Below are 23,174 nucleotides of genomic sequence, written 5' to 3' on the forward strand. Positions count from 1 at the left end.
GCTGAGGTTTACAGTAGCGGCCTTCACGGGGGGTTTAATCAATGACGTATCGCAGCAAGGTCGCAACCGTTTTTCTGCTGGGTTTCTTTCTCGACTTAATCAATATGTTCATCGCCAGCGTCGCCTTTCCGGCGATGGGCCGGACGCTGCACGCGTCGGTGGGCGAACTGGCGTGGGTCAGCAATGGCTATATTGCCGGGCTCACGCTGGTACTGCCATTTAGCGCCTGGCTCAGCCAGCAGTTTGGTACCCGGCGGGTATTCCTGCTTTCGCTCAGCATATTTAGCTTTGGGGCTCTGGCCGCAGGAATGGCCGACTCGTTGACCAGCCTTGTCATGTGGCGCACCCTGCAGGGGATGGGCGGCGGACTATTGATTCCGCTAGGCCAGTCGCTGACCTGGCAACAGTTCAGGCCTCACGAGCGGGCGAAACTTTCCGCCGCGGTGATGCTGGTCGGGCTGCTGGCGCCGGCGTGCTCGCCGGCGATCGGCGGGGTGCTGGTGCAATCGCTCAGCTGGCGCTGGGTTTTCTTTGCCAGCCTGCCGATCGCGCTGCTGACGTTCGGACTGGCAGCGCTGTGGATTAAGGATGAGAGACGCGTCGCGCGGCCGGGGGGACTCCTGCGTCTCTCACTACTGCGCGATCCGCTGCTGCGCTTTTCAATGCTGGTCTATCTCTGCGTGCCGGGGACTTTTATTGGCATCAATGTCGTCGGGATGTTTTATTTACAAAGCGTGACGGGGATGTCGCCCTCCGCCATCGGCGCCCTGATGCTTCCGTGGTCGCTGGCCTCGTTTGTGGCGATCGCGACGACCGGCCGCTATTTCAATCGTCTCGGCCCCCGCCCGCTTATCGCGGTCGGCTGCCTTCTCCAGGCAGTCGGGATCGTCACCCTGGCTGGCGTCAATGCCCATACCGCCAGCAGTATGCTAATCGCGGCATTTATATTCATGGGCGCAGGCGGCAGCCTGTGCAGCAGTACGGCCCAGAGCAGCGCGTTTCTGAATGTGGCGAACGGCGATATGCCGGACGCCAGCGCGCTGTGGAATCTTAACCGCCAGCTCAGTTTCCTGATGGGATCTGCGCTACTGGCAGCCTTACTGAGCGCCTTTTTGCTTTACTGGCCAACGCCGCAGGCGTGGCGTGGCGTATTTATCGCCGCCGCCGCGTTGACCCTGGCGCCGCTGCTGGGCTGCCTTACCTTCGATAACCGGGCGATAATCATGCGCCTGCACGGTAAAATGGAGAACAAATGAATCGCTATATTGCGGAAGTTATTGCGGCCCACGTTGCTATAGAAAACTGGCTGAATCAGGGGGACGGGAGCGCCGACGCGCTGATGCGTCGCTTTAGCCCGGACTTTACCATGATCCCGATAAACGGTATGCGCATGGATCATCAGGCGGTCAGCGCCTTTTTTCACGGGGCTCGCGCCAGCCGTCCGGGCTTAAAGATTGTCGTCGATAGTGCCGCCATACTTGCCGAATGGCGCGATGGCGCAGCGGTGAGCTACCGGGAAACACACGCGCTCCCCGGCAAAGCGGAAACCGCGCGCTGGTCGACGGTTCTTTTCCGTCTGCAGGAAGAGAAAATCATCTGGCGGCACCTCCACGAGACGGCGATCGCGTAAGCGACGGAGGCCCAAAAAAGAAAAAGGCCCAATCAAACGATTGAGCCTTTTTTAAGAAAGGTGTCTTACTCGCGGAACAGCGCTTCGATGTTCAGCCCCTGGCTTTGCAGGATCTCCCGCAGACGGCGGAGACCTTCTACCTGGATCTGACGCACGCGTTCGCGGGTCAGGCCAATTTCGCGGCCCACATCCTCAAGCGTCGCGGCTTCATAGCCGAGCAGACCAAAGCGACGAGCCAGCACTTCACGCTGCTTGGCGTTCAGTTCGAACAGCCATTTGACGATGCTTTGTTTCATATCATCGTCCTGCGTGGTGTCTTCCGGGCCGTTGTCTTTTTCATCGGCCAGAATATCCAGCAGCGCTTTTTCCGAGTCGCCGCCCAGCGGTGTATCCACCGAGGTAATGCGCTCGTTCAGACGCAGCATCCGGCTCACGTCATCAACTGGCTTATCCAGCTGTTCGGCTATCTCTTCCGCGCTTGGCTCGTGGTCCAGCTTATGGGACAACTCGCGTGCGGTACGCAGATAAACGTTCAGCTCTTTGACGATATGGATAGGTAAACGAATGGTACGGGTTTGGTTCATGATCGCCCGTTCAATCGTTTGGCGAATCCACCAGGTCGCGTAAGTCGAAAAACGGAACCCACGTTCCGGGTCAAACTTCTCAACTGCGCGAATCAGCCCCAGGTTACCTTCTTCAATCAGATCCAGCAGAGCCAGACCGCGATTGCCGTAACGGCGGGCTATCTTGACGACCAGACGCAGGTTACTTTCGATCATCCGGCGGCGTGACGCAACGTCACCACGCAGCGCGCGACGCGCAAAATAAACCTCTTCTTCGGCCGTCAGCAGTGGGGAATAACCAATCTCTCCAAGATAAAGCTGCGTCGCATCGAGCACCCGTTGGGTTGCTCCCTGCGAAAGAAGCTCTTCCTCAGCCAGATCGCTATCACTGGGTTCCTCTTCAACTAAGGCTTTCTCATCAAAAACCTCGACTCCGTTCTCATCAAATTCCGCGTCTTCATTTAAATCATGAACTTTCAGCGTATTCTGACTCATAAAGATGGCTCCTACCCGTGATCCCTGAGCAAAGCACCTTCCGCTAAACATCACTTAAAAGACGCCCGGACGAGAACCTTTTCTGCCCCGGTAAAGCAGGCATTCTGGCCGCCCTGGCGCCTCTTTTAGCGATACTGAGCTTATCCGTACTTTGCCAAATTATCGCTGCGGTAAATACTGCAGCGGGTTGACGGATTTCCCCTTGTAACGAATTTCAAAATGCAAACGTGTAGAACTTGTACCTGTGCTACCCATGGTAGCGATTTTCTGCCCCGCCTTGATATCTTGTTGCTCTTTTACCAGCATCGTATCGTTATGTGCGTAGGCGCTCAGGTAATCATCGTTGTGTTTGATGATAATAAGATTACCGTAACCGCGCAGTGCGTTACCGGCATAGACGACGCGCCCATCTGCGGTCGCGACAATAGCCTGTCCTTTACTGCCTGCAATATCAATACCTTTATTGCCACCTTCGGCACCACTAAAGTTCTCGATAACCTTGCCATCAGTCGGCCAGCGCCATGAAGAGATCGGCGAACTGGTTGACGTACTGCTTGCAGTCGATTGGGTTGTGCTGACAGCCGGGGCCGTAACAGGCGCGACGGTTGTTGTCGTCGTCGCAGGCTTGTTATTCGGCAACATCTTATTAGCACTCTGTTCACCTGAAGATTCAGAATACGTAATAGTTGGTTGGGACGCAACCACCGCGGTGGATTTTTGTGCAGAATTTGCGGTTAACATCCCGCCACTGCTGGCCTTCACGCTGGCCTGGGCGACAGGGTTATCTCCGGTGATTGGCTGACCGGACGCGTTACCAACCTGCAGCGTCTGACCCACGTTCAGACCGTACGGCGCCGGGATATTATTACGCTGCGCCAGGTCGCGGAAGTCGTTCCCGGTGACCCACGCAATATAGAATAGCGTGTCGCCGCGTTTAACAGTATAGGTACTGCCGCCGGTATAGCTACCTTTCGGAATATCCCCATACTTACGGTTGTAGACAATTTTGCCGTTCACCGTTTGTACCGGCTCCTGAGCCATCGGCTGAACCTGAGCGGGCTGCGTCTGCACCGGCTGCGTTTGTACCGGGCGCGCCTGCGGAACGTTATTGGATGGAGGCGTGATCAGCATTCCGGAATTCGTGCTGGAAGACGAAGTCCCGCCAGCCGAGCTGACCGGCGCAGGCGGATTGTTGGAGCTGCTGCAGCCTGCCAGCCACAGTGACACCAGTGATAAAGCCGCAATGCGGCTTAAGGTAAAATTTGGGCTTCCCGCGCTCATTTATCCCCCAGGAATATGTTAACTACCAATATCTTGCTCACCGGACGGCGCCCGGCCAGGACACGAAAAATGCGTCCACCCTATGCCTAAATGCAGGCAAAAAAACCTGGAATAATCCGGGTTCAGGCTAACTCCCCCTTCACGAGGGGAACAAAGCGCACGGCTTCGACAGTATCAATGACAAACTCGTTGCCGCGCCGACGGATCCGCTTCAGGAACTGATGCTCTTCGCCAACCGGCAGCACCAGTACGCCGCCATCGTCCAGCTGCGCCAGCAGCGCGGCCGGAATTTCCGGCGGCGCGGCGGTAACGATAATCGCGTCGAACGGCGCACGCGCCTGCCAACCCTGCCATCCATCGCCGTGACGGGTTGAAACATTATGTAAATCAAGTTGTTTAAGACGACGGCGCGCGTGCCACTGCAAACTCTTAATTCGCTCAACCGAGCAAACGTGATGCACCAGATGCGCCAGAATCGCCGTCTGATAGCCAGAGCCGGTGCCGATTTCCAGCACCCGGGACTCCGGCGTTAGCGTCAGAAGCTCGGTCATCCGCGCCACCATGTAGGGTTGCGAGATGGTTTGCCCCTGACCAATCGGCAGCGCCGTGTTTTCCCACGCCTTATGTTCAAAGGCTTCATCAACAAACTTTTCTCGCGGCACCATGGCGATCGCGTTCAGCACGCGCTCGTCAATAATGCCCTGCGTGCGGAGCTGATTGAGAAGACTTTCAACACGTTTACTTACCATTGCGTATCAACTCCAACGCGATCCAGCCAGCCGCTAACCACCTCATGCGCGCCGTGGGCGGTTAAATCGACGTGTAGCGGCGTGACCGACACATAGCCTTCATCCACGGCGGCAAAGTCGGTATCCGGCCCGGCGTCATACTTTTCGCCCGGCGGTCCGATCCAGTACAGCGTATTGCCGCGCGGATCTTTTTGCGGGATCACCTGGTCGGAAGGATGACGACTGCCGCAGCGGGTCACGCGGATACCTTTGATCTGCTCAAGAGGCAGATCCGGCACGTTGATATTGAGAATGCGCCCGGTGCGCAGCGGCTCGCGGCCTAAAGCGCGCAGAATAGAGCAGGTGACCGCAGCGGCGGTATCGTAATGCTGATAGCCGTTTAGCGAGACGGCCAGCGCCGGAAAGCCCAGATGACGGCCTTCCATCGCGGCGGCAACGGTGCCGGAATAGATGACGTCGTCACCGAGGTTGGGTCCGGCGTTAATGCCGGAAACCACGATATCCGGACGCGGCCGCATCAGGGCGTTGACCCCGAGATAAACACAGTCCGTCGGCGTGCCCATCTGTACGGCGATATCGCCGTTATCAAAAGTGAAAGTGCGAAGCGAAGATTCCAGCGTCAGGGAGTTCGACGCTCCGCTGCGGTTACGATCGGGTGCAACTATCTGAACCTCAGCGAATTCCCGTAAGGCCTTTGCCAGGGTCTGAATGCCCGGCGCATGAATCCCATCATCGTTACTCAGCAATATTCGCATAGTCACCCGTTGTATTGATAAGCTCCCTTACTACGCTGGTGGCGAAGCTGCCCGCGGGCAGCCAGAAACGCAGTTCAACGGTAACGTCATCCCACCAGTTCCAGCTCATCTGCTGGGGATAAAGCAGCATCGCCCGGCGGGCGGCCTCTACTTTTTCACGCACCAGCAGCGCCTGTAGCTGCGTCTCTTCGACCACTGCCGCCTGCTCGGCGGCCAGCGCATCCCGTTGGCTTCCCCAGTCGCCGCTGCCCACAAGCGCAGCGGTAATCATCAGCTCGCGGTTATCTACCCGCGCCTGGAGTTCCGTCAGTTCTTCAGAGGCCGCAACGAACCAGCTTCCGCGCCCCGCTAATTGTAGCGCATCGCCATCAACAACCTGATTAAATTCCGGTTTTTTTAATCTAATACCAACCTGTTGATTAAACAATGCGCTGCGGGCCGCCGACAACCAAAAACTGCGTTTATTGCGATCGCGCACCGGCGCGCCGCTCTCGGCCCAGCGCAGCGCCCCCAGCAGGTTACTGCCGCCGATACCGAAGCGCTGGGCGCCAAAATAGTTGGGTACGCCATGCTCAGCAATCGCCTGTAAACGCGTTTCGACATCGTCGCGATCGCTGATTTCGCGCAGCACCAGCGTAAACTGGTTCCCCTTCAGCGCCCCGAGGCGCAGCTTGCGCTTATGGCGCGCGTACTCCAGTACCTGACAGCCTTCAAGCTGAAATTTGCTCAGGTCGGGCATCTCTTTGCCCGGCACTCGGGCGCACAGCCACTGTTCAGTGACCGCGTGTTTGTCCTTCTGCCCGGCAAAGCTCACTTCACGCGCATGAATTTTAAGGAATTTTGCCAGCGCGTCAGCAACAAAACGGGTATTGCAGCCGTTTTTCAGAATACGCACCAGCACATGCTCGCCTTCGCCGTCAGGCGCAAAGCCGAGATCCTCAACCACCACGAAGTCCTCCGGGTTGGCTTTTAGCAGCCCCTGGCTCAGCGGTTTTCCATGCAGATAAGTGAGTTCGTCAAAAGCGATCATTTCTCCGCCTTACGCAGCAGCGCCACCGCTTCACAGGCAATGCCTTCGCCGCGACCGGTAAAGCCCAGCTTTTCCGTGGTGGTGGCTTTGACGTTAACATCGTCCATATGGCAACCGAGATCTTCGGCAATAAAGATGCGCATCTGGGGAATATGCGGCAGCATTTTTGGCGCCTGGGCGATAATGGTGACGTCAACGTTGCCAAGGGTATAGCCTTTCGCCTGAATCCGCCGCCACGCTTCGCGCAGCAGTTCGCGGCTGTCGGCGCCCTTAAAGGCCGGGTCGGTATCCGGGAACAGCTTGCCGATGTCGCCCAGCGCCGCCGCGCCGAGCAGCGCATCGGTCAGCGCGTGCAGCGCGACGTCGCCGTCGGAGTGGGCCAGCAGCCCTTTCTCGTAGGGTACGCGCACGCCGCCGATGATGATTGGGCCTTCACCGCCAAAAGCGTGTACGTCAAAACCGTGTCCAATTCGCATTAAGCCTTCTCCTGGTGTCGGGAACGGGTAAGGTAAAATTCGGCCAGCGCCAGGTCTTCCGGGCGCGTCACTTTAATATTATCAGCTCGTCCGGCGACCAGTTCAGGATGAAAGCCGCAGTACTCAAGCGCCGAGGCTTCGTCGGTGATGATCGCCCCTTCATTAAGCGCCCGCGTCAGGCAATCAACAAGCAGTTCGCGAGGGAAAAATTGCGGCGTCAGCGCGTGCCATAAATCGTTACGTTCAACGGTATGGGCGATGGCTGCCCTGCCCGGCTCCGCGCGCTTCATCGTGTCGCGAACCGGAGCGGCCAGAATGCCGCCCGTACGGCTGGTTTGGCATAGCTGAAGCAGGCGGCTGAGATCGTCCTGGTGCAGGCAGGGGCGTGCGGCATCGTGCACCAGCACCCAGTCGGCTTCGCCAAGAACCTTCAGGCCAGCGAGAACGGAGTCCGCGCGTTCCGTGCCGCCATCAACAACGGTGATTTGGGAGTGGTTCGCCAACGGCAGTTGGCTGAAGCGAACGTCGCCCGGGCTGACGGCAATCACCACCCGCTGTATAAGGGGGTTTGCCAGCAGCGCGGCGACCGCGTGCTCGAGAATCGTTTTGTTACCGATTGAGAGATATTGTTTAGGGCATTCCGTTTGCATGCGGCGGCCAAAACCGGCTGCCGGCACCACGGCGCAAACGCCCGGAAAAGTGGCTGCCATGTTGTAATCCTGGGCCTGTTTATCGATTATTCTGCTGTTGCCCCGCGGCCTGGTTGCGTTTTGACGCATCCGGCACCAGACGATAAAACGTTTCGCCCGGGCGGGTCATACTGAGTTCATTGCGCGCGCGCTCTTCGATAGCTTCCTGACCGCCGTTGAGGTCGTCAATTTCGGCGAACAGCTGATCGTTGCGTGCTTTTAATTTAGCGTTCGTTGCCTGCTGCGCGGAGACATCGTCGTTAACCCGGCTATAGTCGTGCAGACCATTTTTGCCGAACCATAGCGAGTACTGCAGCCAGACCAGCAAAGCCAATAACAGCAGCGTTAGTTTACCCATCCTGCCCCCTGAAAAACGGCATCATCATCCCATAACTCGCCCGAGTTCTCTACTCTGGCGCGCGGACGACGCCGCGTAACGCGGGGACTGTACCACATTTTTACCGTTGATACCCAGGCTAGATTCATTCGTAGAAAGGACTACCCCAGTAGCCAGAGGAACAGCAGACCGAACATCAGTCCGACGGTTAAAATCGTCGCGCAGACGCTGTACTGAAGTTTGCCATCCATCAGCGAATGCAGCGCGATGCCAACCACGACGGCAACCGGCATTAATGCCAGGAAGAACGGCCAGGTGTAGAGGAGGACAAATAGCGTGTTACTGCCATAGATCAGGAAGGGAATACCCAGCGCCAGCAGCCATGAAATAAAGCCAACGGCAGCGCCCGACAGAGACCAGGTGGTCTCGTCGCTGACTGCCGGCGGCGGTTCTGAACGAATAATACTGATGTTCTGGGTATTGCGCATATCGAATCCTGTTGACCTGGCGATCGGCATCCTGTGATGATGCCGCTGCCGTTTCAGGATCTGATAATATCGCTCTGTCGTAGCAGGTCTAATAATTGGTGCACCAAATTTGTTACCAATTGTTCACCGTCGAGGTGAATTTCGGCGCTCTCCGGGGATTCATACACTGAATCAATTCCGGTAAAGTTGCGCAGCTCCCCGGCCCGTGCCTTCTTGTACAGCCCTTTCGGATCCCGCGCTTCGCAGATCGCCAGCGGCGTATCGACAAAGACTTCAATAAAGCGCCCTTCGCCCAAACGTTCGCGCACCATCTGCCGCTCTGCGCGATGCGGTGATATAAACGCAGTCAATACTACCAGCCCGGCATCCACCATCAGCTTCGCCACTTCACCCACCCGGCGAATGTTTTCTTTGCGGTCGTCGTCGCTGAAGCCAAGATCGCTGCACAGGCCGTGACGCACGTTATCGCCATCCAGCAAATAGGTGCTCACGCCGAGCCGATGCAGCGCCTCTTCCAGCGCGCCGGCAACGGTGGATTTCCCCGAGCCCGAAAGCCCGGTGAACCACAGCACCACGCCGCGATGGCCATGATGCTGCTCGCGCTGCGCCTGCGTGACAGGATGTGCGTGCCAGACGACGTTTTCGTCATGTCGGGCCATTACTTGCCTCCCAGCAGGTCGCGGGCGTCCCAGTGCGGGAAGTGCTTGCGAATAAGCTGGTTCAGCTCAAGCTCAAACGCGCTGTATTGCGAAGCGCCTGCCTGAGCCTGCTCGTTCGGTTCGCGTACCATCCCTGCGCCAACGGTCACGTTGGTCAAACGATCGATAAAAATCAGGCCCCCGGTGACCGGGTTATCCTGGTATTTATCCAGCACCAGCGGCTCGTCGAAAGTCAGATCCACCAGCCCAATGCCGTTGAGCGGCAGCGATTCCACTTCGCGCTGGGTCAGGTTGTTAATATCAACCTGGTAGCGTACGCCATCCACGCGGGCGCGGGTTTTCTTACCGGCGATTTTAATGTCATAGCTCTGGCCAGGCGTTAGCGCCTGCTCCGCCATCCATACCACATCAACGCTGGCGCTTTGTACCGCAGGCAGAGAGACAGTCGCGTCCACCAGCAGGTCACCGCGGCTGATATCAATTTCATCCTTCAGCACGAGAGTGATCGCTTCCCCGGCCGCCGCTTCCGGCAGATCGCCGTCAAAGGTGACAATGCGCGCCACGGTGGATTCCACCCCCGACGGCAGCACTTTCAGGCGCTGTCCTACGCTCACGCTGCCGGCGGCAACCGTACCGGAGAACCCGCGGAAGTCGAGGTTCGGGCGGTTGACGTACTGCACCGGGAAGCGCAGCGGCTGGCTTTCCACCACGCGCTGAATCTCAACGGTTTCCAGCACTTCCAGCAGCGTCGGGCCGCTGTACCACGGCATTTTATCGCTCTGGCTGGCGACGTTGTCCCCTTCAAGCGCGGAAAGCGGGACAAAGCGAATGTCGAGATCGCCTGGCAGCTGTTCAGCAAAGGTCAGATACGCTTCACGGATGGTGTTAAAGGTCTCTTCGCTAAAATCGACGAGGTCCATTTTGTTCACCGCCACCACCAGGTGTTTGATCCCCAGCAGCGTGGAGATAAAACTGTGGCGGCGGGTCTGATCGAGCACGCCTTTGCGGGCGTCGATCAGCAGGATCGCCAGGTCGCAGGTTGACGCGCCGGTCGCCATGTTGCGGGTATACTGTTCGTGTCCCGGGGTGTCGGCGATAATAAATTTGCGCTTCTCGGTTGAGAAGTAACGATAGGCGACGTCAATGGTAATGCCCTGCTCACGCTCGGCCTGCAGACCGTCCACCAGCAGCGCCAGATCGAGTTTTTCGCCCTGGGTACCGTGACGTTTGCTGTCGTTATGCAGCGAAGAGAGCTGATCTTCGTAAATCTGACGGGTATCGTGCAGCAGGCGGCCAATCAGCGTACTTTTGCCGTCGTCGACGCTGCCGCAGGTCAAAAAGCGCAGCAGGCTTTTGTGCTGCTGGGCATGCAGGTAGGCTTCAACGCCGCCTTCATTGGCAATTTGTTGTGCAATAGTCGTATTCATGGCGGCTCCTTAGAAATAACCCTGACGTTTCTTCAGCTCCATGGAGCCTGCCTGGTCGCGGTCAATCACGCGCCCCTGTCGTTCGCTGGTGGTCGAGACCAGCATCTCTTCGATGATCTCCGGCAGCGTTTGCGCATTGGACTCCACCGCGCCGGTCAGCGGCCAGCAGCCGAGGGTGCGGAAGCGTACCATCTGTTTTTTGATCATCTCGCCGGGCTGTAAATTGATGCGATCGTCATCGATCATCATCAGCATCCCGTCGCGCTCCAGCACCGGACGCTCCGCCGCCAGGTACAGCGGAACAATTTCAATATTTTCCAGATAGATGTACTGCCAGATGTCCAGCTCGGTCCAGTTGGAGAGCGGGAACACGCGGATACTTTCGCCCTTGTTAATCTGGCCGTTATAGTTGTGCCACAGCTCCGGGCGCTGGTTTTTCGGATCCCAGCGGTGGAAGCGGTCGCGGAAGGAGTAAATACGCTCTTTAGCGCGGGATTTCTCTTCATCGCGACGGGCGCCGCCGAACGCGGCATCGAAGCCGTATTTGTTCAGCGCCTGCTTGAGGCCTTCGGTTTTCATGATATCGGTATGCTTGGCGCTGCCGTGAACGAACGGGTTAATCCCCATCGCCACCCCTTCCGGGTTTTTGTGCACCAGCAGCTCACAGCCGTAGGCTTTAGCGGTACGATCACGGAACTCGTACATTTCGCGGAATTTCCAGCCGGTATCGACGTGCAGCAGCGGGAACGGCAGGGTGCCTGGATAAAACGCTTTACGCGCCAGATGCAGCATCACGCTGGAGTCTTTGCCGATGGAGTACATCATCACCGGGTTAGAGAATTCGGCGGCCACCTCACGAATGATATGGATGCTTTCCGCCTCCAGTTGCCGCAGGTGAGTAAGTCGTTTTTGGTCCATAACCGTTCCTTAAGCCAGATTTACTACAGAAGCCTTAAAGGCGTCTGAGGATGAGGTGTGTTGAAACCAGGCGAGCTGTTGATGTAATTGCACCACTTCACCCACCACCAGCAGCGCGGGCATCGGGGCGTCTTTCGCCAGGTTTTCAAGCTGTTGTAATGTGCCGGTCTTCGTTTGCTGATCGGCGCGGGTGCCGCGCGAGATTACCGCCACCGGGGTATCGCCTCCGCGGCCGTTGGCGATCAGCTGAGCGCTGATTTCCGCCGCTTTCAGGCTGCCCATATAAATGGCCAGGGTCTGGCCGCTTTGCGCCAGCCGCGCCCAGTCGAGCGGCGAATTTTCAGCGCCAAAGTGCCCGGTAATGAAGGTTACGCTCTGGGCATAATCACGATGCGTCAGCGGAATACCGGCATAGGCCGTTGCACCCGCCGCCGCCGTGACGCCCGGGACGACCTGAAACGGAATGCCCTCTTCGGCTGCGGCCTGCAGCTCTTCACCGCCGCGGCCAAAAATAAACGGGTCGCCGCCCTTCAGGCGAATCACCGTTTTGCCCGTTTTCGCCGCTTCCAGCAGCAGGCGGTTGATCTCCTGCTGCGGTACAGATACGCCGGCGGCGCTTTTGCCGACGCAGATTGTCTCCGCGTCCCGGCGCACCAGTTCACGTACTTCCGGGGTGACCAGGTTGTCGTAAAACACCACATCCGCCTGCTGAAGGGCCTGCAGGCCGCGCAGGGTCAGCAATCCGGCATCGCCTGGCCCTGCCCCGACGAGAATAATTTCACCAGGGCGTTTTTCCGGCTGAAGAAGTTCATCTTCCAGCGCTTTTTCCGCTTCATCTTTATTGCCCGCCAGCATCAGGCTGGCAAAGCGACCGGTAAACACGCGCTCCCAAAAGCGGCGGCGTTCGGCGGTGGTTTTCAGATGGGTTTTAATATGGTGACGCCAGTAGCTCGCCGTTTCAGCCAGCCGACCCAGGTTGGTGGGCAGCAGCGCTTCGATTTTTTCGCGCAAAATCCGCGACAGCACCGGCGCTTTTCCGCTGGAAGAGATAGCCACCAGCAGCGGAGAGCGATCGACAATGGATGGAAAGACAAACGAGCACAGCGCCTGATTATCCACGACGTTGACCAGCCGATAGCGCGCGTTAGCCGCGACATAAACGCGTTGGTTCAGCTCGTCATCTTCCGTGGCGGCAATCACCAGGAATACGTCGTCAAGCTGCTGCTCTTCGAATACGGTTGCCCGCCACTGAATTTCCTCGCGCTCGACCTTTTCGGCAAGTTCCGGTATCAACGTTTCGGCGACAATTTGCACCTTCGCTTCAGCACGCAGCAAAAACGTAATCTTACGCGCGGCTATCTCGCCGCCGCCGATCACCAGCACGGGTCTGTCTTTCACTTCGGCAAATATCGGCAAGTATTCCACTGCGCAACAACTCTCTTACAATCAGCAATAGAGCGACTATAGGGTGCGGTTTAGAGCAAATGAAATTACGAAATGGAATGAGTTGTTACTCAAAAGAATAACGACCTGGGAAAGCAAATATCAAAAAGTGCTTAACACGCGGTTTTTCCACCATTTAAGAGCGATTGAAATTGTTTAACCCCGGTCACAGTTTCATACTACGCGGGTGAAATTGTTTTAAGTGCTAAAGGACCCCCTATGTTTTCCGCATTGTGCCGTCGCCTGCTCCCCCTGGCGTTGGGCGCAGGTTTTGTCTTCTCCGCCGCCCCGGCATTCAGCGCCCCGGGCGAAACCGCCAATGCCCAGGCTCGTCATATCGCCACCTTTTATCCCGGAAGAATGACCGGCACGCCGGCCGAGATGCTGTCGGCCGATTATCTCCGCCAGCAGTTCGCCCAGATGGGCTACCAGAGCGATGTGCGCAGCTTCAATACCCGTTACGTCTATACCGATAGTAATCAGCGTAAAAACTGGCATAACGCCACCGGCAGTACGGTGATCGCCGCTCATGAAGGCCAATCTCGCCAGCAGATTATTATCATGGCGCACCTGGATACCTACGCGCCGCAGAGTGATAAAGATGTTGAAAACAACCTCGGCGGCCTGACCCTGCAGGGGATAGACGACAACGCGATGGGTCTCGGCGTCATGCTGGAACTTGCTGAACAGTTAAAGAACGTTCCTACCCGTTACGGTATTCGCTTCGTCGCCACCAGCGGTGAAGAAGAAGGCCGGCTGGGTGCGCAGAATCTGCTTAAGCGCATGAGCGACGCGGAAAAGAAAAACACCCTGCTGGTGATTAATCTCGATAACCTGGTCGTGGGCGATAAGCTGTACTTTAATAGCGGCCGCAGCACGCCAGCATCGGTGCGCAAGCTCACCCGCGACCGGGCGCTGGCTATCGCCCGTAGCCACGGCATCGCGGCCTTCACCAATCCTGGGATGAACCGGGACTTCCCGAAAGGCACCGGCTGCTGCAACGACGCCAGCGTTTTTGATAGCGCCGGGATCCCGGTACTGTCGGTGGAAGCGACCAACTGGTCATTAGGTAAGAAAGACGGTTATCAGCAGCGGAGCAAATCACGCAGCTTCCCGCAGGGCACGAGCTGGCATGACGTACAGCTGGATAACCTACAGTATATTGATAAAGCGCTGCCGGGGCGTATTGAGCATCGCGGACGCGATGTGATGAAAGTGATGCTGCCGCTGGTGAAAGAGCTGGCGAAGGCGGAGAAGAGACCCGCCTCAAAATAGACTAACGATAAAAATTCGGCAACAAGGACTGTCGCCATGATGCGTTTTCATTTTTTAATACCGCTAGCACTTCTCCGGGAGTGCTTTTTTAACAATCCTCGCTCAATCAGCAGGCGGTATGTCTCTCACCGTCTCCACTGCCAGAAGTCATTCAGCTTGCTGGCCAACCTGCGGGGAAAAGGGGTTTTCCTGTACCGTTGGCTGGGCACCGTCCTGTTGCCTGGACGGCGCAAGCACCGTCTGAACACACCGCTACAATCCGCGTAACCGATCCGTTGGATTTACGTTAGAGCGCTTCGAAAATATCTTCAGAATACCCGGAAGGCACATCCCTATCAGAATCAATCCTCCCCCGAAAATAACATTGGCGGAAAACGTTTCATGCAATAACCAGAGTGCGAATAGTGCGGAAAACACCGGCTCCAGATTGTAAATCAGAACGGCTCGCGTTGGCGTTGAATACCGCTGGAAATGCGCCTGAACCCAAAAAGCAATGACAGTAGAAAAGACTGCCGTTATCCCTAACGCGATGACAAGCTTGCTACTCCAGTTACGAGGGAGAATCTCACCTCCGCTGATGTGCTGTAGTCCCAGAAAGATTACGGCCATCGTAGAGATCTGTAAAAACGTTAGTGTCATATTATTATGACGCGCGCAGAAACGATCGAGCGCAATAATATGTATGGCGGTGAACAACGATCCAATAACGACCAACCCATCTCCCAGATGGAGCTGCCATCCCTGGATATCGGCCATCAGATATAAACCCGCAAGACCAAACAATGTCGCTAATATCGCGTCAAAAGAGGGGTGTTTCCCCATCAATGGTCCCGTGAGCAATAACACCCAAATGACACTGAGCCCCGCAAGAAAACCGGTATTTGAGGCCGTTGTTAACTGAAGACCATAAATAAGGAACACAAATGAAGTTCCCAATAGCAGACCCAGTAGTAGACCAGACAGAAATGTTTGTCGCGATAATGTTCCCAATCCTCTCAAGCTGAACGGCAGCAAAAAGAAGGCCGAAAGCAGAAAGCGTAGCCCTAACACCATCATTACCGGATAGGTATTGACCACCATTTTCATAACCGGAAAACCAATCCCCCAACCCGCCGCGACAACGGCCAGCAATAGCTCGGCAACCCAGCGTTTTGGCACTCTGGGCTTCATTTAATCCCCCCCAGGCGCTGTGCTGTACCGGCAAGCAACTCCACTGCTGTTTTAAGTTCTTCACGCTCCGTCATATGGCTAAAGCTCATGCGAATTGCCCCTTGAAGCAAGGCATCATCCAGCCCCATAGCGCTTAAAACATGGCTGGGTTTTTGTTCCGTTGAATGACAGGCTGAGGCACTACTGAGCGCAACTTTCATTTTGAGTTTTTTCAGAAGCATACTGGACTTAATGCCAGGCAAAGAGAAGTTCACGGTATTAGGCAGGCTTTGCGTCCTACAGCCATTTATCACAACGTCCGGCATTATTGATTCGAGGAGATCGATAAAATAACTCTTCATCTCTTTTTGAAACGCAATGCGCTGCGGATATGAGGAGATAAACAGCTCAGCAGCCTTTGCCATTCCAGCAATAGCCGGAAGATTAACTGTGCCGCTACGGATGCCTGACTCCTGACCTCCTCCATGAATGAGTGGCGAGTGCCGGAGGATGTCAGGCCGTGAGCTGTAGAGTGCGCCGACGCCTTTGGGGCCATAGAATTTATGAGCTGAAAAACTGACAAAATCAGGGCTGGACTGTGTCACCGAGAAGGGGAGTTTCCCCACGAGCTGGGCGGCATCGCTATGGAATAATATACCGTGCTGGCGCGCTATAATTCCAATTTGATCCAGAGGCTGTAGAACACCAGTTTCATTATTCGCTGCCATGACAGAAATTAGTCGAGTTTCTGGACGGATAGCCTCTTTTAGAGCCTCAATGGAGACGCGTCCCAGACGATCGACAGGCAGAAAAGTAATGTCGACACCGTGTCGCCTGACATACTCACAAACTTTTAGCAGGCATTCGTGCTCGATCGAACTGGTAATGATATGAACCTTGCCGGTGTGTAAGAAGTAATCAGACACCGCTCGAATAACCGTGTTATTTGCTTCAGAAGCACCAGAATTGAAAGTGATAAATTCCGCATTAGCCCCAATCATTTGTGCCACAATGGCCCTGCACTCTTCTAAATAATTTTGCGCTCTGATCCCTTCATAATGACTGACAGAAGATGCATTGGCGAAGTATTCGTCAAAGCAGTGTATAACAGTAGCGCGGACTTCAGGAGCCATGTTGGTTGTTGCGTTATTATCCAGATAAATCATGTTTATATCCACTTCCTGTTAGACAACCATAGGGTCTGCTTTTATAGACGATACGGCACTGTATTCCATTTTAGCGATGTGGCCTTCATCATCGCCAAAAAATATGTTAGCGATGGTGAGATTATGATTTTGCGGTTTTTGCATAACAGTTAATGCGGTGCGGCCTTGTACCACCTTATTGTGATCTGAAAAATCAGACCAGTCGATGATCACAAAGTCACGGGCTTCTGTAAATCGCTGTTTAAGTTTGAAAAGTATATCTTTATAGTGTTGGAAAATGATAGCTGGACATTTAGCAGTAAAAACGTCACCATTTTTTCTTGCTAAGACAAAAGGAATGACATCAGGGACTGATAACTTAATTTCAGTATGAGATCCATTTTCAGTAATCAATAATCCTTCCGTATTGTCCTTGAGTTTCTTTTTTATACTTTCGATGGACCGATTTTTACTGGTTCGCTCGGAAAAAACCATTAATTTATCGCGTTTGATGAGAGTATTTTTTTGGATAAAAAATTCAATTTCCTCAGGAAGTTCTCCAGCCGTTTGCGGTTCTGATATCTTTTCGAGTTGAGGGAGAGTACAGCTATCTTCAGAACAGGCAATCCCGAGATCGTCTACCAGAATACCGTAAACGAGTTTGATATTTTTTTGATATTTACTGATAAGTTTTTTTCCGAAAGCAACGGCATCAGATAGCGTGTTAAGCGCAAACTCGTCTGCGCCAAATTGCCGATTGAAATGACCGCCTTCGAGGTAGACAACGAGCTTACCGGTACTTGTGGCGTAACTATTTTCGATTATAACTTCCAGGGAAGAATGATAATCACCTTTAGGTACTATTTCCTTTTCTAATGACATGACGCTACCTTGCGCTTTATTTAAGAAAAAACTCCCCAGCAATAGCCAGTAAAAACGGGGAAATCGAGGCGTTCAGAAAATATTGTGGTATTCGAATGATGAGAGAAAATCCGAAATATATTCTTTCTGCATTCGCCCTGTCTCAAAAATATAAATACAATTTGTGGCCTGTGTCAAGCCAGGTACAAATGAGAACCTCAATCACAACGGATAATTATGAGATAATATCGTAATGAAACATAAATCACTTATATTCTTAATGGGTATAGTTTAAAAGACCAGGAATAATAGTTCATGATCGATGGAGATTTTGTCAAAGCAGATTTGTAGTTGCAGAAAAATCCATGACGCCGGGAGGCTGAAAATCGAGGCAAATCCCGGCAGCCCATCTTTCAGCCTTCCACGCAGACAAGGACGAGGCCCGGCGACAAGTCAGCGGTTATATTCTGGTAGATAACCATAGCGCCAGGCTTCACCATGACAACAGTGTGCTGAAGCCGGAAGAATTAGATAGCAGATACCCTTTTTACTGTAAAATCGTCGCCAATATGGCTTACCAGGTCAAAAAAGGGTTCTGCTGTTTTAGCCGGAAGTTGTGGAAATCCCACAGGGCTACATTAGCCTTCGTGCAGCCCGCACTCTCTTTTCAGACCAAAGAAGCGCGTTTCTTCCTCCGCCATCCCCGGCTCCCATTTCCGGGTGGTGTGGGTATCCCCCACCGACAAATAGCCCTGATCCCACAGCGGGTGATACTTCAGGCCGTGCTTTTGCAGATACTGATAGACGGTACGATTATCCCAGTCGATGATCGGCAGCACCTTAAACACGCCGCGCTGGATCGCCAGCACCGGCAGGTGGGCGCGGCTGCCGGACTGCTCGCGGCGCAGGCCCGCAAACCAGGTTTGCGCATTCAGCTCTTCCAGCGCCCGGTTCATCGGCTCGACCTTGTTAATATCATTGTACTTTTCAATACCCTCAACGCCCTGCTCCCACAGCTTACCGTAGCGCGCCTCCTGCCAGGCGGCGCTCTCCTTCGCCCGATAGATCTTCAGGTTCAGATTGAGTTTGTCCGTTAACTCGTCGATAAACTGGTAGGTTTCCGGGAACAGATAGCCGGTATCGGTCAGAATGACCGGAATATCCGGGCGCACCTGATTGACCAGATGCAGGCTCACCGCCGCCTGAATACCAAAGCTCGAAGAGAGCACATATTCGCCCGGCAGGTTTTCCAGCGCCCACGCGACGCGCGCTTCCGCGCTCAGCTTTTCCAGCTGGCTATTGGTTTCCGCCAGCTGCAAAACACGATCGACCTTCGGTAATGCGTTCAGCGCGTTTAGATCGAGTACGGACATAAGAACCTCGCTTGCCTGTTTCGCCGGGCGGTACTGCATTTGCCCGGCCTACAAAACCCACAGGCCCGGATCGCTGCTCGCCACCGGGCACCTGGATATTATTCCCAGAAATCACGGGCTGGGTCGAGCACCGGGCGAATGATGCCCGCACGCACCGTAAAGTCGCCGAAGCCTTCACCCGCTTCACGCTCTTTCGCCCAGCGCCCTACCAGTTCGTCGATCGAATCGAGAATTTCCGACTCGGTAATATTTTCCCGATACATACGCGGAATACGCGTCCCGCTGCGGTTGCCGCCAAGGTGCAGGTTATAGCGGCCCGGCGCTTTACCGACCAGCCCCACTTCCGCCAGCATCGCGCGGCCGCAGCCGTTCGGGCAGCCGGTAACGCGGGTAACGATATGCTCGTCGCCAACGCCATGTTTGCTCATCACCGCCTCGACTTTATCGATAAACGACGGGAGGAAACGCTCGGCTTCCGCCATCGCCAGCGGGCAGGTCGGGAACGACACGCAGGCCATAGAGTTTTCGCGCTGCGGCGTGACGGCGTTCATCAGGCCGTGATCGCGGGCCAGCTTCTCGATCTTCGCCTTCTGATCTTCCGGTACGCTGGCAATAATCAGGTTCTGGTTCGCCGTAATGCGGAATTCGCCTTTGTGGATCTTCGCAATCTTCAGCAGGCCGGTTTTCAGCGGACGACCCGGATAATCAAGGATACGACCATTTTCAATAAACAGCGTCAGATGCCAGTTATTGTCGATACCCTTCACCCAGCCGATACGATCGCCGCGGCCGGTGAATTCGTACGGACGGATCGGCTCAAACTTGATGCCCGCCCGACGTTCCACTTCCGCCTTAAAGGTCTCAACGCCAACGCGTTCGAGGGTGTATTTGGTTTTCGCATTTTTACGATCGGTACGGTTACCCCAGTCGCGCTGGGTCGTGACCACCGCTTCCGCCACCGCCAGAGTGTGCTCCAGCGGCAGATAGCCAAACTCGCTCGCCGTACGGGCGTAGGTTTTCTTATTGCCGTGCTCAATCGATAAACCGCCGCCGACCAGCAGGTTGAAGCCGACCAGCTTGCCGTTTTCAGCGATGGCCACGAAGTTCATATCGTTCGCGTGCAGATCGATATCGTTCTGCGGCGGGATCACTACGGTCGTTTTGAACTTACGCGGCAGATAGGTCTGACCGAGGATCGGCTCTTCATCGGTGGTGGCGACTTTCTTCTGATCCAGCCAGATCTCGGCGTAGGCGCGCGTGCGCGGCAGCAGGTGCTCGGAGATCTTCTTCGCCCATTCGTAGGCTTCAGTATGCAGTTGGGACTCGTACGGGTTAGAGGTACACAGCACGTTACGGTTCATATCGTTGGCGGTGGCCAACGCGTCCAGCCCGACCGAATGCAGCATCTGGTGCACCGGCTTGACGTTCTTCTTCAGAATGCCGTGGAACTGGAAGGTCTGACGGTTGGTCAGACGGATACTGCCGTAGATGGTGTTATCGGCGGCGAATTTATCGATCGCCTGCCACTGTTTGGTGGTGATCACCCCGCCCGGCAGGCGGCAGCGCAGCAGCATCGCGTGACGCGGCTCCAGCTTCTGCGCCGCGCGCTCGGCGCGGATATCGCGGTCATCCTGCTGGTACATACCGTGAAAACGGATCAGCAGAAAGTTATCGCCTTTAAAACCGCCGGTCAGGCCGTCGTTCAAATCTTCCGCAATGGTGCCGCGCAGGTAGTTGCTTTCGAGCTTCATGCGCTCGGCGTCAGTCAGTTTACCTTCGACCACCAGCGGGCCTGGATGTTTTTCGCTCATTAGTAGACATCTCGCTGATAACGGCGCTCAACGCGCAGCTCACTTAAAAATTCGTCCGCCGCTTCGGCGTCCATCGCGCCGTATTCGGCAATCACTTCCAGCAACGTCTGCTCAACGTCTTTTGCCATACGATTGGCATCGCCGCAGACATAAATATGGGCGCCGTCGTTAATCCAGCGCCACAGTTCGGCCCCCTGCTCGCGCAGCTTGTCCTGAACGTAGACTTTTTGTTGTTGATCGCGGGACCAGGCCAGGTCGATGCGGCTCAGCACGCCTTCTTTGACGTAGCTTTGCCACTCCACCTGATAAAGGAAATCTTCGGTAAAGTGCGGGTTGCCGAAGAACAGCCAGTTCTTCCCTTCCGCGCCTTCCGCCGCGCGCTGCTGCATAAAAGCGCGGAACGGCGCGATGCCGGTGCCGGGGCCAATCATGATCACCGGCGTCTGCGGGTTAGCGGGCAGACGGAAGTTATCGTTATGCTCGATGAAGATGCGCACTTCGCCATCTTCTTCGACGCGGTCAGCCAGGAAGCTGGAAGCGCCACCGGCCCGGGCGCGGCCTTCGATGTCATAACGCACCACGCCAACGGTGACGTGGACTTCGCTTTCCACTTCCGCCTGCGAAGAAGCGATCGAGTACAGTCGCGGGGTCAGCGGGCGCAGCAGGTCGACCAGCGCCTGGGCATCCAGCTGCGCCGGGGAGAAACGCACCATATCGACAATCGGCGTGGTCGCGGCGTAATGCTGGAGCTGTGCCTTATCGCCCACCAGCGGCAGCAGGGATTCGCTGCGGGTTAAGGTGGCATAATTTTCCACGATGTTACCGGTGTTGACCGTCAGCTCGAAGTGCCACTCCAGCGCTTCGGCGAGCGGCAGCGTTTTGCCGTCAACCGTGACCGGCTCCTCGCCCGTCAGCCACAGCAGCTCTACCAGCTCTTTCACCAGAGCCGGATCGTTCTGGTACCAGACGCCCAGCGCATCGCCCGGTTGATAGCGCAGGCCGGAGTCGCCGAGGTCGATTTCAATATGGCGCACATCTTTTTCAGAATCGCGACCGGTAATTTTTTGATTCACCGCCAGCGTCGCGGTCAGCGGCGCTTCTTTGGTATAGGGGCTGGTGTGGATCTCGTTCACCGATCCGCTGGCAATCAGCTGAGACGGGACGGCGGCAGGAGCGCGCGCTTTCAGCGCCTCAACCACCCGAGCGCGCCATTCGGCGGCGGCGGCCTGATACTCTACATCAGCATCAACCCGGTCGAGCAGGCGTTCGCCGCCCAGTTCGGCCAGCTTATTATCAAAATCTTTGCCGGACTGGCAGAAGAATTCATAGGAGGTATCGCCGAGGCCAAACACGGCAAATGCGGTATCGGTCAGCTTCGGCGCTTTCTTCGAAAACAGGAATTTATGCAGCGCGACGGCTTCTTCCGGCGGCTCACCTTCACCCTGCGTTGACGTCACCACGACCAGCAGCTTTTCGGAGGCAATTTGTTTGAATTTATAGTCGCCTGCGTTGACCAGCTTCACGTTCAGCTGCGCGGCCTGCAGATCGTCGCGCAGCGCTTCAGCGACGCGGCGGGCGTTGCCGGTTTGCGATGCCGAAATCAGGGTAATGGAGGGTACTTCAGCCGCCTGGGCTGGCGCAACAACCGCCGCGCCGGGCTGCTGGTTCAGCACCCCCCAAAAATAGCCGGAAACCCAGGCCAGCTGGGTGGGCGTGAAGTCAGTCGTGGCCGCCTGAAGGCGCGCCATTTGCTCCGGACTCAGCGGTAGCAAATTGGAAGGTGGGGCCTGTGTCGTCATGCGTTGTTATGTTCCAGTAAGCAAAGCTGTGATTCACGCCCTGTCAGCGTGATAAACAGAAGATAATGTATTTACTCTAAATAATTCGAGTTGCAGGCAGCGACACAGCGCCCATCAGGGCAAAGCCCAAGGCTGGGCCGAGTTATTGCCAACGCACATGCGGCTCGAAGTATGACGAGTGAGTAGGTTAACGGTGCAAATAGTAACAACTAAATAAAGGATGGAAATAACAAATAACCAAATGGACTAACCTGTTTTAGTTATAGTTATTAACAACAAAATCGATTATATAAACCCATGAAATATAGGCAATTAATTTGAACAGGCTGGATGAATGTGGCTATTTTCCGCTCAGGGCCGTTTTAGTTAATGCGAAAAAATGTGCTTTCCGGTACCCTACGGCGGTTTTTTGCCATATTGAGAAGAAAAGATGTCCACCACGCTGTTTAAAGATTTCACCTTTGAAGCCGCTCACCACCTGCCGCACGTGCCGGAAGGTCATAAGTGCGGTCGCCTGCACGGCCACTCTTTTATGGTGCGCCTGGAGATTACCGGTGAAGTCGATCCCCATACCGGGTGGATCATGGATTTTGCCGAGCTGAAGGCCGCGTTTAAACCCATCTACGATCGCCTCGACCATTACTATCTGAACGATATTCCCGGGCTGTCCAATCCGACCAGCGAAGTGCTGGCAAAATGGATCTGGGAGCAGATGAAACCGCGGGTACCGCTGCTGAGCGCGGTGATGATCAAAGAAACCTGCACCGCGGGCTGCGTCTATCGCGGCGAGTGATAGTGCCTTTAGCTGAATAAGACCCTGA

At 55.5% G+C, this 23,174-nt stretch carries 23 protein-coding genes; 4 read left to right on the forward strand and 19 right to left on the reverse strand.

The genetic code is table 11. From position 1 onward, the window contains the following. The first annotated feature begins 41 nt into the window (after window positions 1-41). On the forward strand, window positions 42-1,256 hold the full coding sequence (locus MKleb_RS21685; RefSeq protein WP_108703527.1) for an MFS transporter: 1,215 nt from the start codon (window positions 42-44) through the stop codon (window positions 1,254-1,256). After that, entirely contained in the window at window positions 1,253-1,630 is a 378-nt protein-coding gene (locus MKleb_RS21690) for a DUF4440 domain-containing protein (RefSeq protein WP_032751032.1), read from the forward strand. The genes MKleb_RS21685 and MKleb_RS21690 overlap by 4 nt, the downstream gene beginning before the upstream one ends. A gap of 65 nt (window positions 1,631-1,695) precedes the next feature. Here the strand turns inward: MKleb_RS21690 and rpoS are convergent, their stop codons facing one another. The 13 genes from rpoS to cysG all read right to left on the reverse strand — a co-directional run bounded on the left by rpoS (window position 1,696) and on the right by cysG (window position 12,913). Next, window positions 1,696-2,688, reverse strand: a complete 993-nt coding sequence (rpoS, locus tag MKleb_RS21695; protein WP_004104962.1) for an RNA polymerase sigma factor RpoS — start codon at window positions 2,686-2,688, stop codon at window positions 1,696-1,698. Window positions 2,689-2,847: 159 nt separating this feature from the next. After that, the gene (gene nlpD, locus MKleb_RS21700) at window positions 2,848-3,909 is read right to left on the reverse strand and encodes a murein hydrolase activator NlpD (RefSeq protein WP_223852525.1); all 1,062 of its coding nucleotides are present in this window, start codon (window positions 3,907-3,909) and stop codon (window positions 2,848-2,850) included. Window positions 3,910-4,091: 182 nt separating this feature from the next. Next, entirely contained in the window at window positions 4,092-4,718 is a 627-nt protein-coding gene (locus tag MKleb_RS21705) for a protein-L-isoaspartate(D-aspartate) O-methyltransferase (protein WP_009651549.1), read from the reverse strand. After that, complete coding sequence (gene surE / locus MKleb_RS21710; RefSeq protein ID WP_025106440.1) at window positions 4,712-5,473, reverse strand: 5'/3'-nucleotidase SurE; 762 nt, start codon at window positions 5,471-5,473, stop codon at window positions 4,712-4,714. The genes MKleb_RS21705 and surE overlap by 7 nt, the downstream gene beginning before the upstream one ends. Beyond that, window positions 5,454-6,503, reverse strand: coding sequence for a tRNA pseudouridine(13) synthase TruD (gene truD, locus MKleb_RS21715; RefSeq protein WP_014226586.1), 1,050 nt, complete (start codon window positions 6,501-6,503; stop codon window positions 5,454-5,456). Before truD ends, surE begins: the two co-directional genes overlap by 20 nt. Next, window positions 6,500-6,979, reverse strand: coding sequence for a 2-C-methyl-D-erythritol 2,4-cyclodiphosphate synthase (gene ispF / locus MKleb_RS21720; RefSeq protein ID WP_004853615.1), 480 nt, complete (start codon window positions 6,977-6,979; stop codon window positions 6,500-6,502). The genes truD and ispF overlap by 4 nt, the downstream gene beginning before the upstream one ends. After that, a complete protein-coding gene (gene ispD, locus MKleb_RS21725; RefSeq protein ID WP_025106439.1) occupies window positions 6,979-7,689 on the reverse strand; it encodes a 2-C-methyl-D-erythritol 4-phosphate cytidylyltransferase in 711 nt (236 codons plus the stop codon). Before ispD ends, ispF begins: the two co-directional genes overlap by 1 nt. A gap of 19 nt (window positions 7,690-7,708) precedes the next feature. Further along, a complete protein-coding gene (gene ftsB, locus MKleb_RS21730) occupies window positions 7,709-8,026 on the reverse strand; it encodes a cell division protein FtsB (protein WP_004104977.1) in 318 nt (105 codons plus the stop codon). Between the two features lie 140 nt (window positions 8,027-8,166). Continuing rightward, window positions 8,167-8,493: a DUF3561 family protein gene (locus MKleb_RS21735; protein WP_004124286.1), complete on the reverse strand. Its 327-nt coding sequence runs from the start codon at window positions 8,491-8,493 to the stop codon at window positions 8,167-8,169. Between the two features lie 53 nt (window positions 8,494-8,546). After that, a complete protein-coding gene (gene cysC, locus MKleb_RS21740; protein WP_025106438.1) occupies window positions 8,547-9,152 on the reverse strand; it encodes an adenylyl-sulfate kinase in 606 nt (201 codons plus the stop codon). Beyond that, complete coding sequence (gene cysN / locus MKleb_RS21745; protein ID WP_014226587.1) at window positions 9,152-10,579, reverse strand: sulfate adenylyltransferase subunit CysN; 1,428 nt, start codon at window positions 10,577-10,579, stop codon at window positions 9,152-9,154. The genes cysC and cysN overlap by 1 nt, the downstream gene beginning before the upstream one ends. A gap of 9 nt (window positions 10,580-10,588) precedes the next feature. Next, window positions 10,589-11,497, reverse strand: coding sequence for a sulfate adenylyltransferase subunit CysD (gene cysD, locus MKleb_RS21750; protein ID WP_004104981.1), 909 nt, complete (start codon window positions 11,495-11,497; stop codon window positions 10,589-10,591). Window positions 11,498-11,506: 9 nt separating this feature from the next. Beyond that, window positions 11,507-12,913 (reverse strand): siroheme synthase CysG, encoded by a 1,407-nt coding sequence (gene cysG, locus MKleb_RS21755; RefSeq protein WP_163586344.1) that lies wholly within the window; start codon window positions 12,911-12,913, stop codon window positions 11,507-11,509. Between the two features lie 246 nt (window positions 12,914-13,159). Between cysG and MKleb_RS21760 the strand changes: the two genes are divergently transcribed. Continuing rightward, window positions 13,160-14,215, forward strand: coding sequence for an aminopeptidase (locus tag MKleb_RS21760; protein ID WP_025106436.1), 1,056 nt, complete (start codon window positions 13,160-13,162; stop codon window positions 14,213-14,215). A gap of 252 nt (window positions 14,216-14,467) precedes the next feature. Here MKleb_RS21760 and MKleb_RS21765 read toward each other — a convergent pair whose 3' ends face one another. From MKleb_RS21765 to cysJ, 6 genes are all read right to left on the reverse strand, one after another. After that, window positions 14,468-15,385 (reverse strand): DMT family transporter, encoded by a 918-nt coding sequence (locus MKleb_RS21765; protein WP_025106435.1) that lies wholly within the window; start codon window positions 15,383-15,385, stop codon window positions 14,468-14,470. Then, window positions 15,382-16,530 (reverse strand): cysteine desulfurase family protein, encoded by a 1,149-nt coding sequence (locus MKleb_RS21770; RefSeq protein ID WP_025106434.1) that lies wholly within the window; start codon window positions 16,528-16,530, stop codon window positions 15,382-15,384. The genes MKleb_RS21765 and MKleb_RS21770 overlap by 4 nt, the downstream gene beginning before the upstream one ends. An 18-nt stretch (window positions 16,531-16,548) precedes the next feature. Next, window positions 16,549-17,391, reverse strand: coding sequence for a hypothetical protein (locus MKleb_RS29995; RefSeq protein ID WP_224226582.1), 843 nt, complete (start codon window positions 17,389-17,391; stop codon window positions 16,549-16,551). A 617-nt stretch (window positions 17,392-18,008) separates the two neighbouring features. Then, window positions 18,009-18,743 carry a phosphoadenosine phosphosulfate reductase gene (gene cysH, locus MKleb_RS21785; RefSeq protein WP_014226592.1) on the reverse strand — a complete coding sequence of 245 codons (735 nt, stop codon included), beginning with the start codon at window positions 18,741-18,743 and terminating at the stop codon, window positions 18,009-18,011. Between the two features lie 98 nt (window positions 18,744-18,841). Next, entirely contained in the window at window positions 18,842-20,554 is a 1,713-nt protein-coding gene (gene cysI, locus MKleb_RS21790) for an assimilatory sulfite reductase (NADPH) hemoprotein subunit (RefSeq protein WP_004853633.1), read from the reverse strand. Beyond that, on the reverse strand, window positions 20,554-22,353 hold the full coding sequence (gene cysJ / locus MKleb_RS21795) for an NADPH-dependent assimilatory sulfite reductase flavoprotein subunit (protein ID WP_025106432.1): 1,800 nt from the start codon (window positions 22,351-22,353) through the stop codon (window positions 20,554-20,556). Before cysJ ends, cysI begins: the two co-directional genes overlap by 1 nt. Before the next feature lie 430 nt (window positions 22,354-22,783). Here cysJ and queD point away from each other — a divergent pair, with 430 nt between their 5' ends. Continuing rightward, complete coding sequence (queD, locus tag MKleb_RS21800; protein ID WP_004853637.1) at window positions 22,784-23,146, forward strand: 6-carboxytetrahydropterin synthase QueD; 363 nt, start codon at window positions 22,784-22,786, stop codon at window positions 23,144-23,146. Window positions 23,147-23,174: the final 28 nt, after the last annotated feature.

Origin of the sequence: Klebsiella sp. PL-2018, from assembly GCF_019048985.1 — a bacterium.
Classification (GTDB): Bacteria; Pseudomonadota; Gammaproteobacteria; order Enterobacterales; family Enterobacteriaceae; genus Klebsiella; species Klebsiella michiganensis.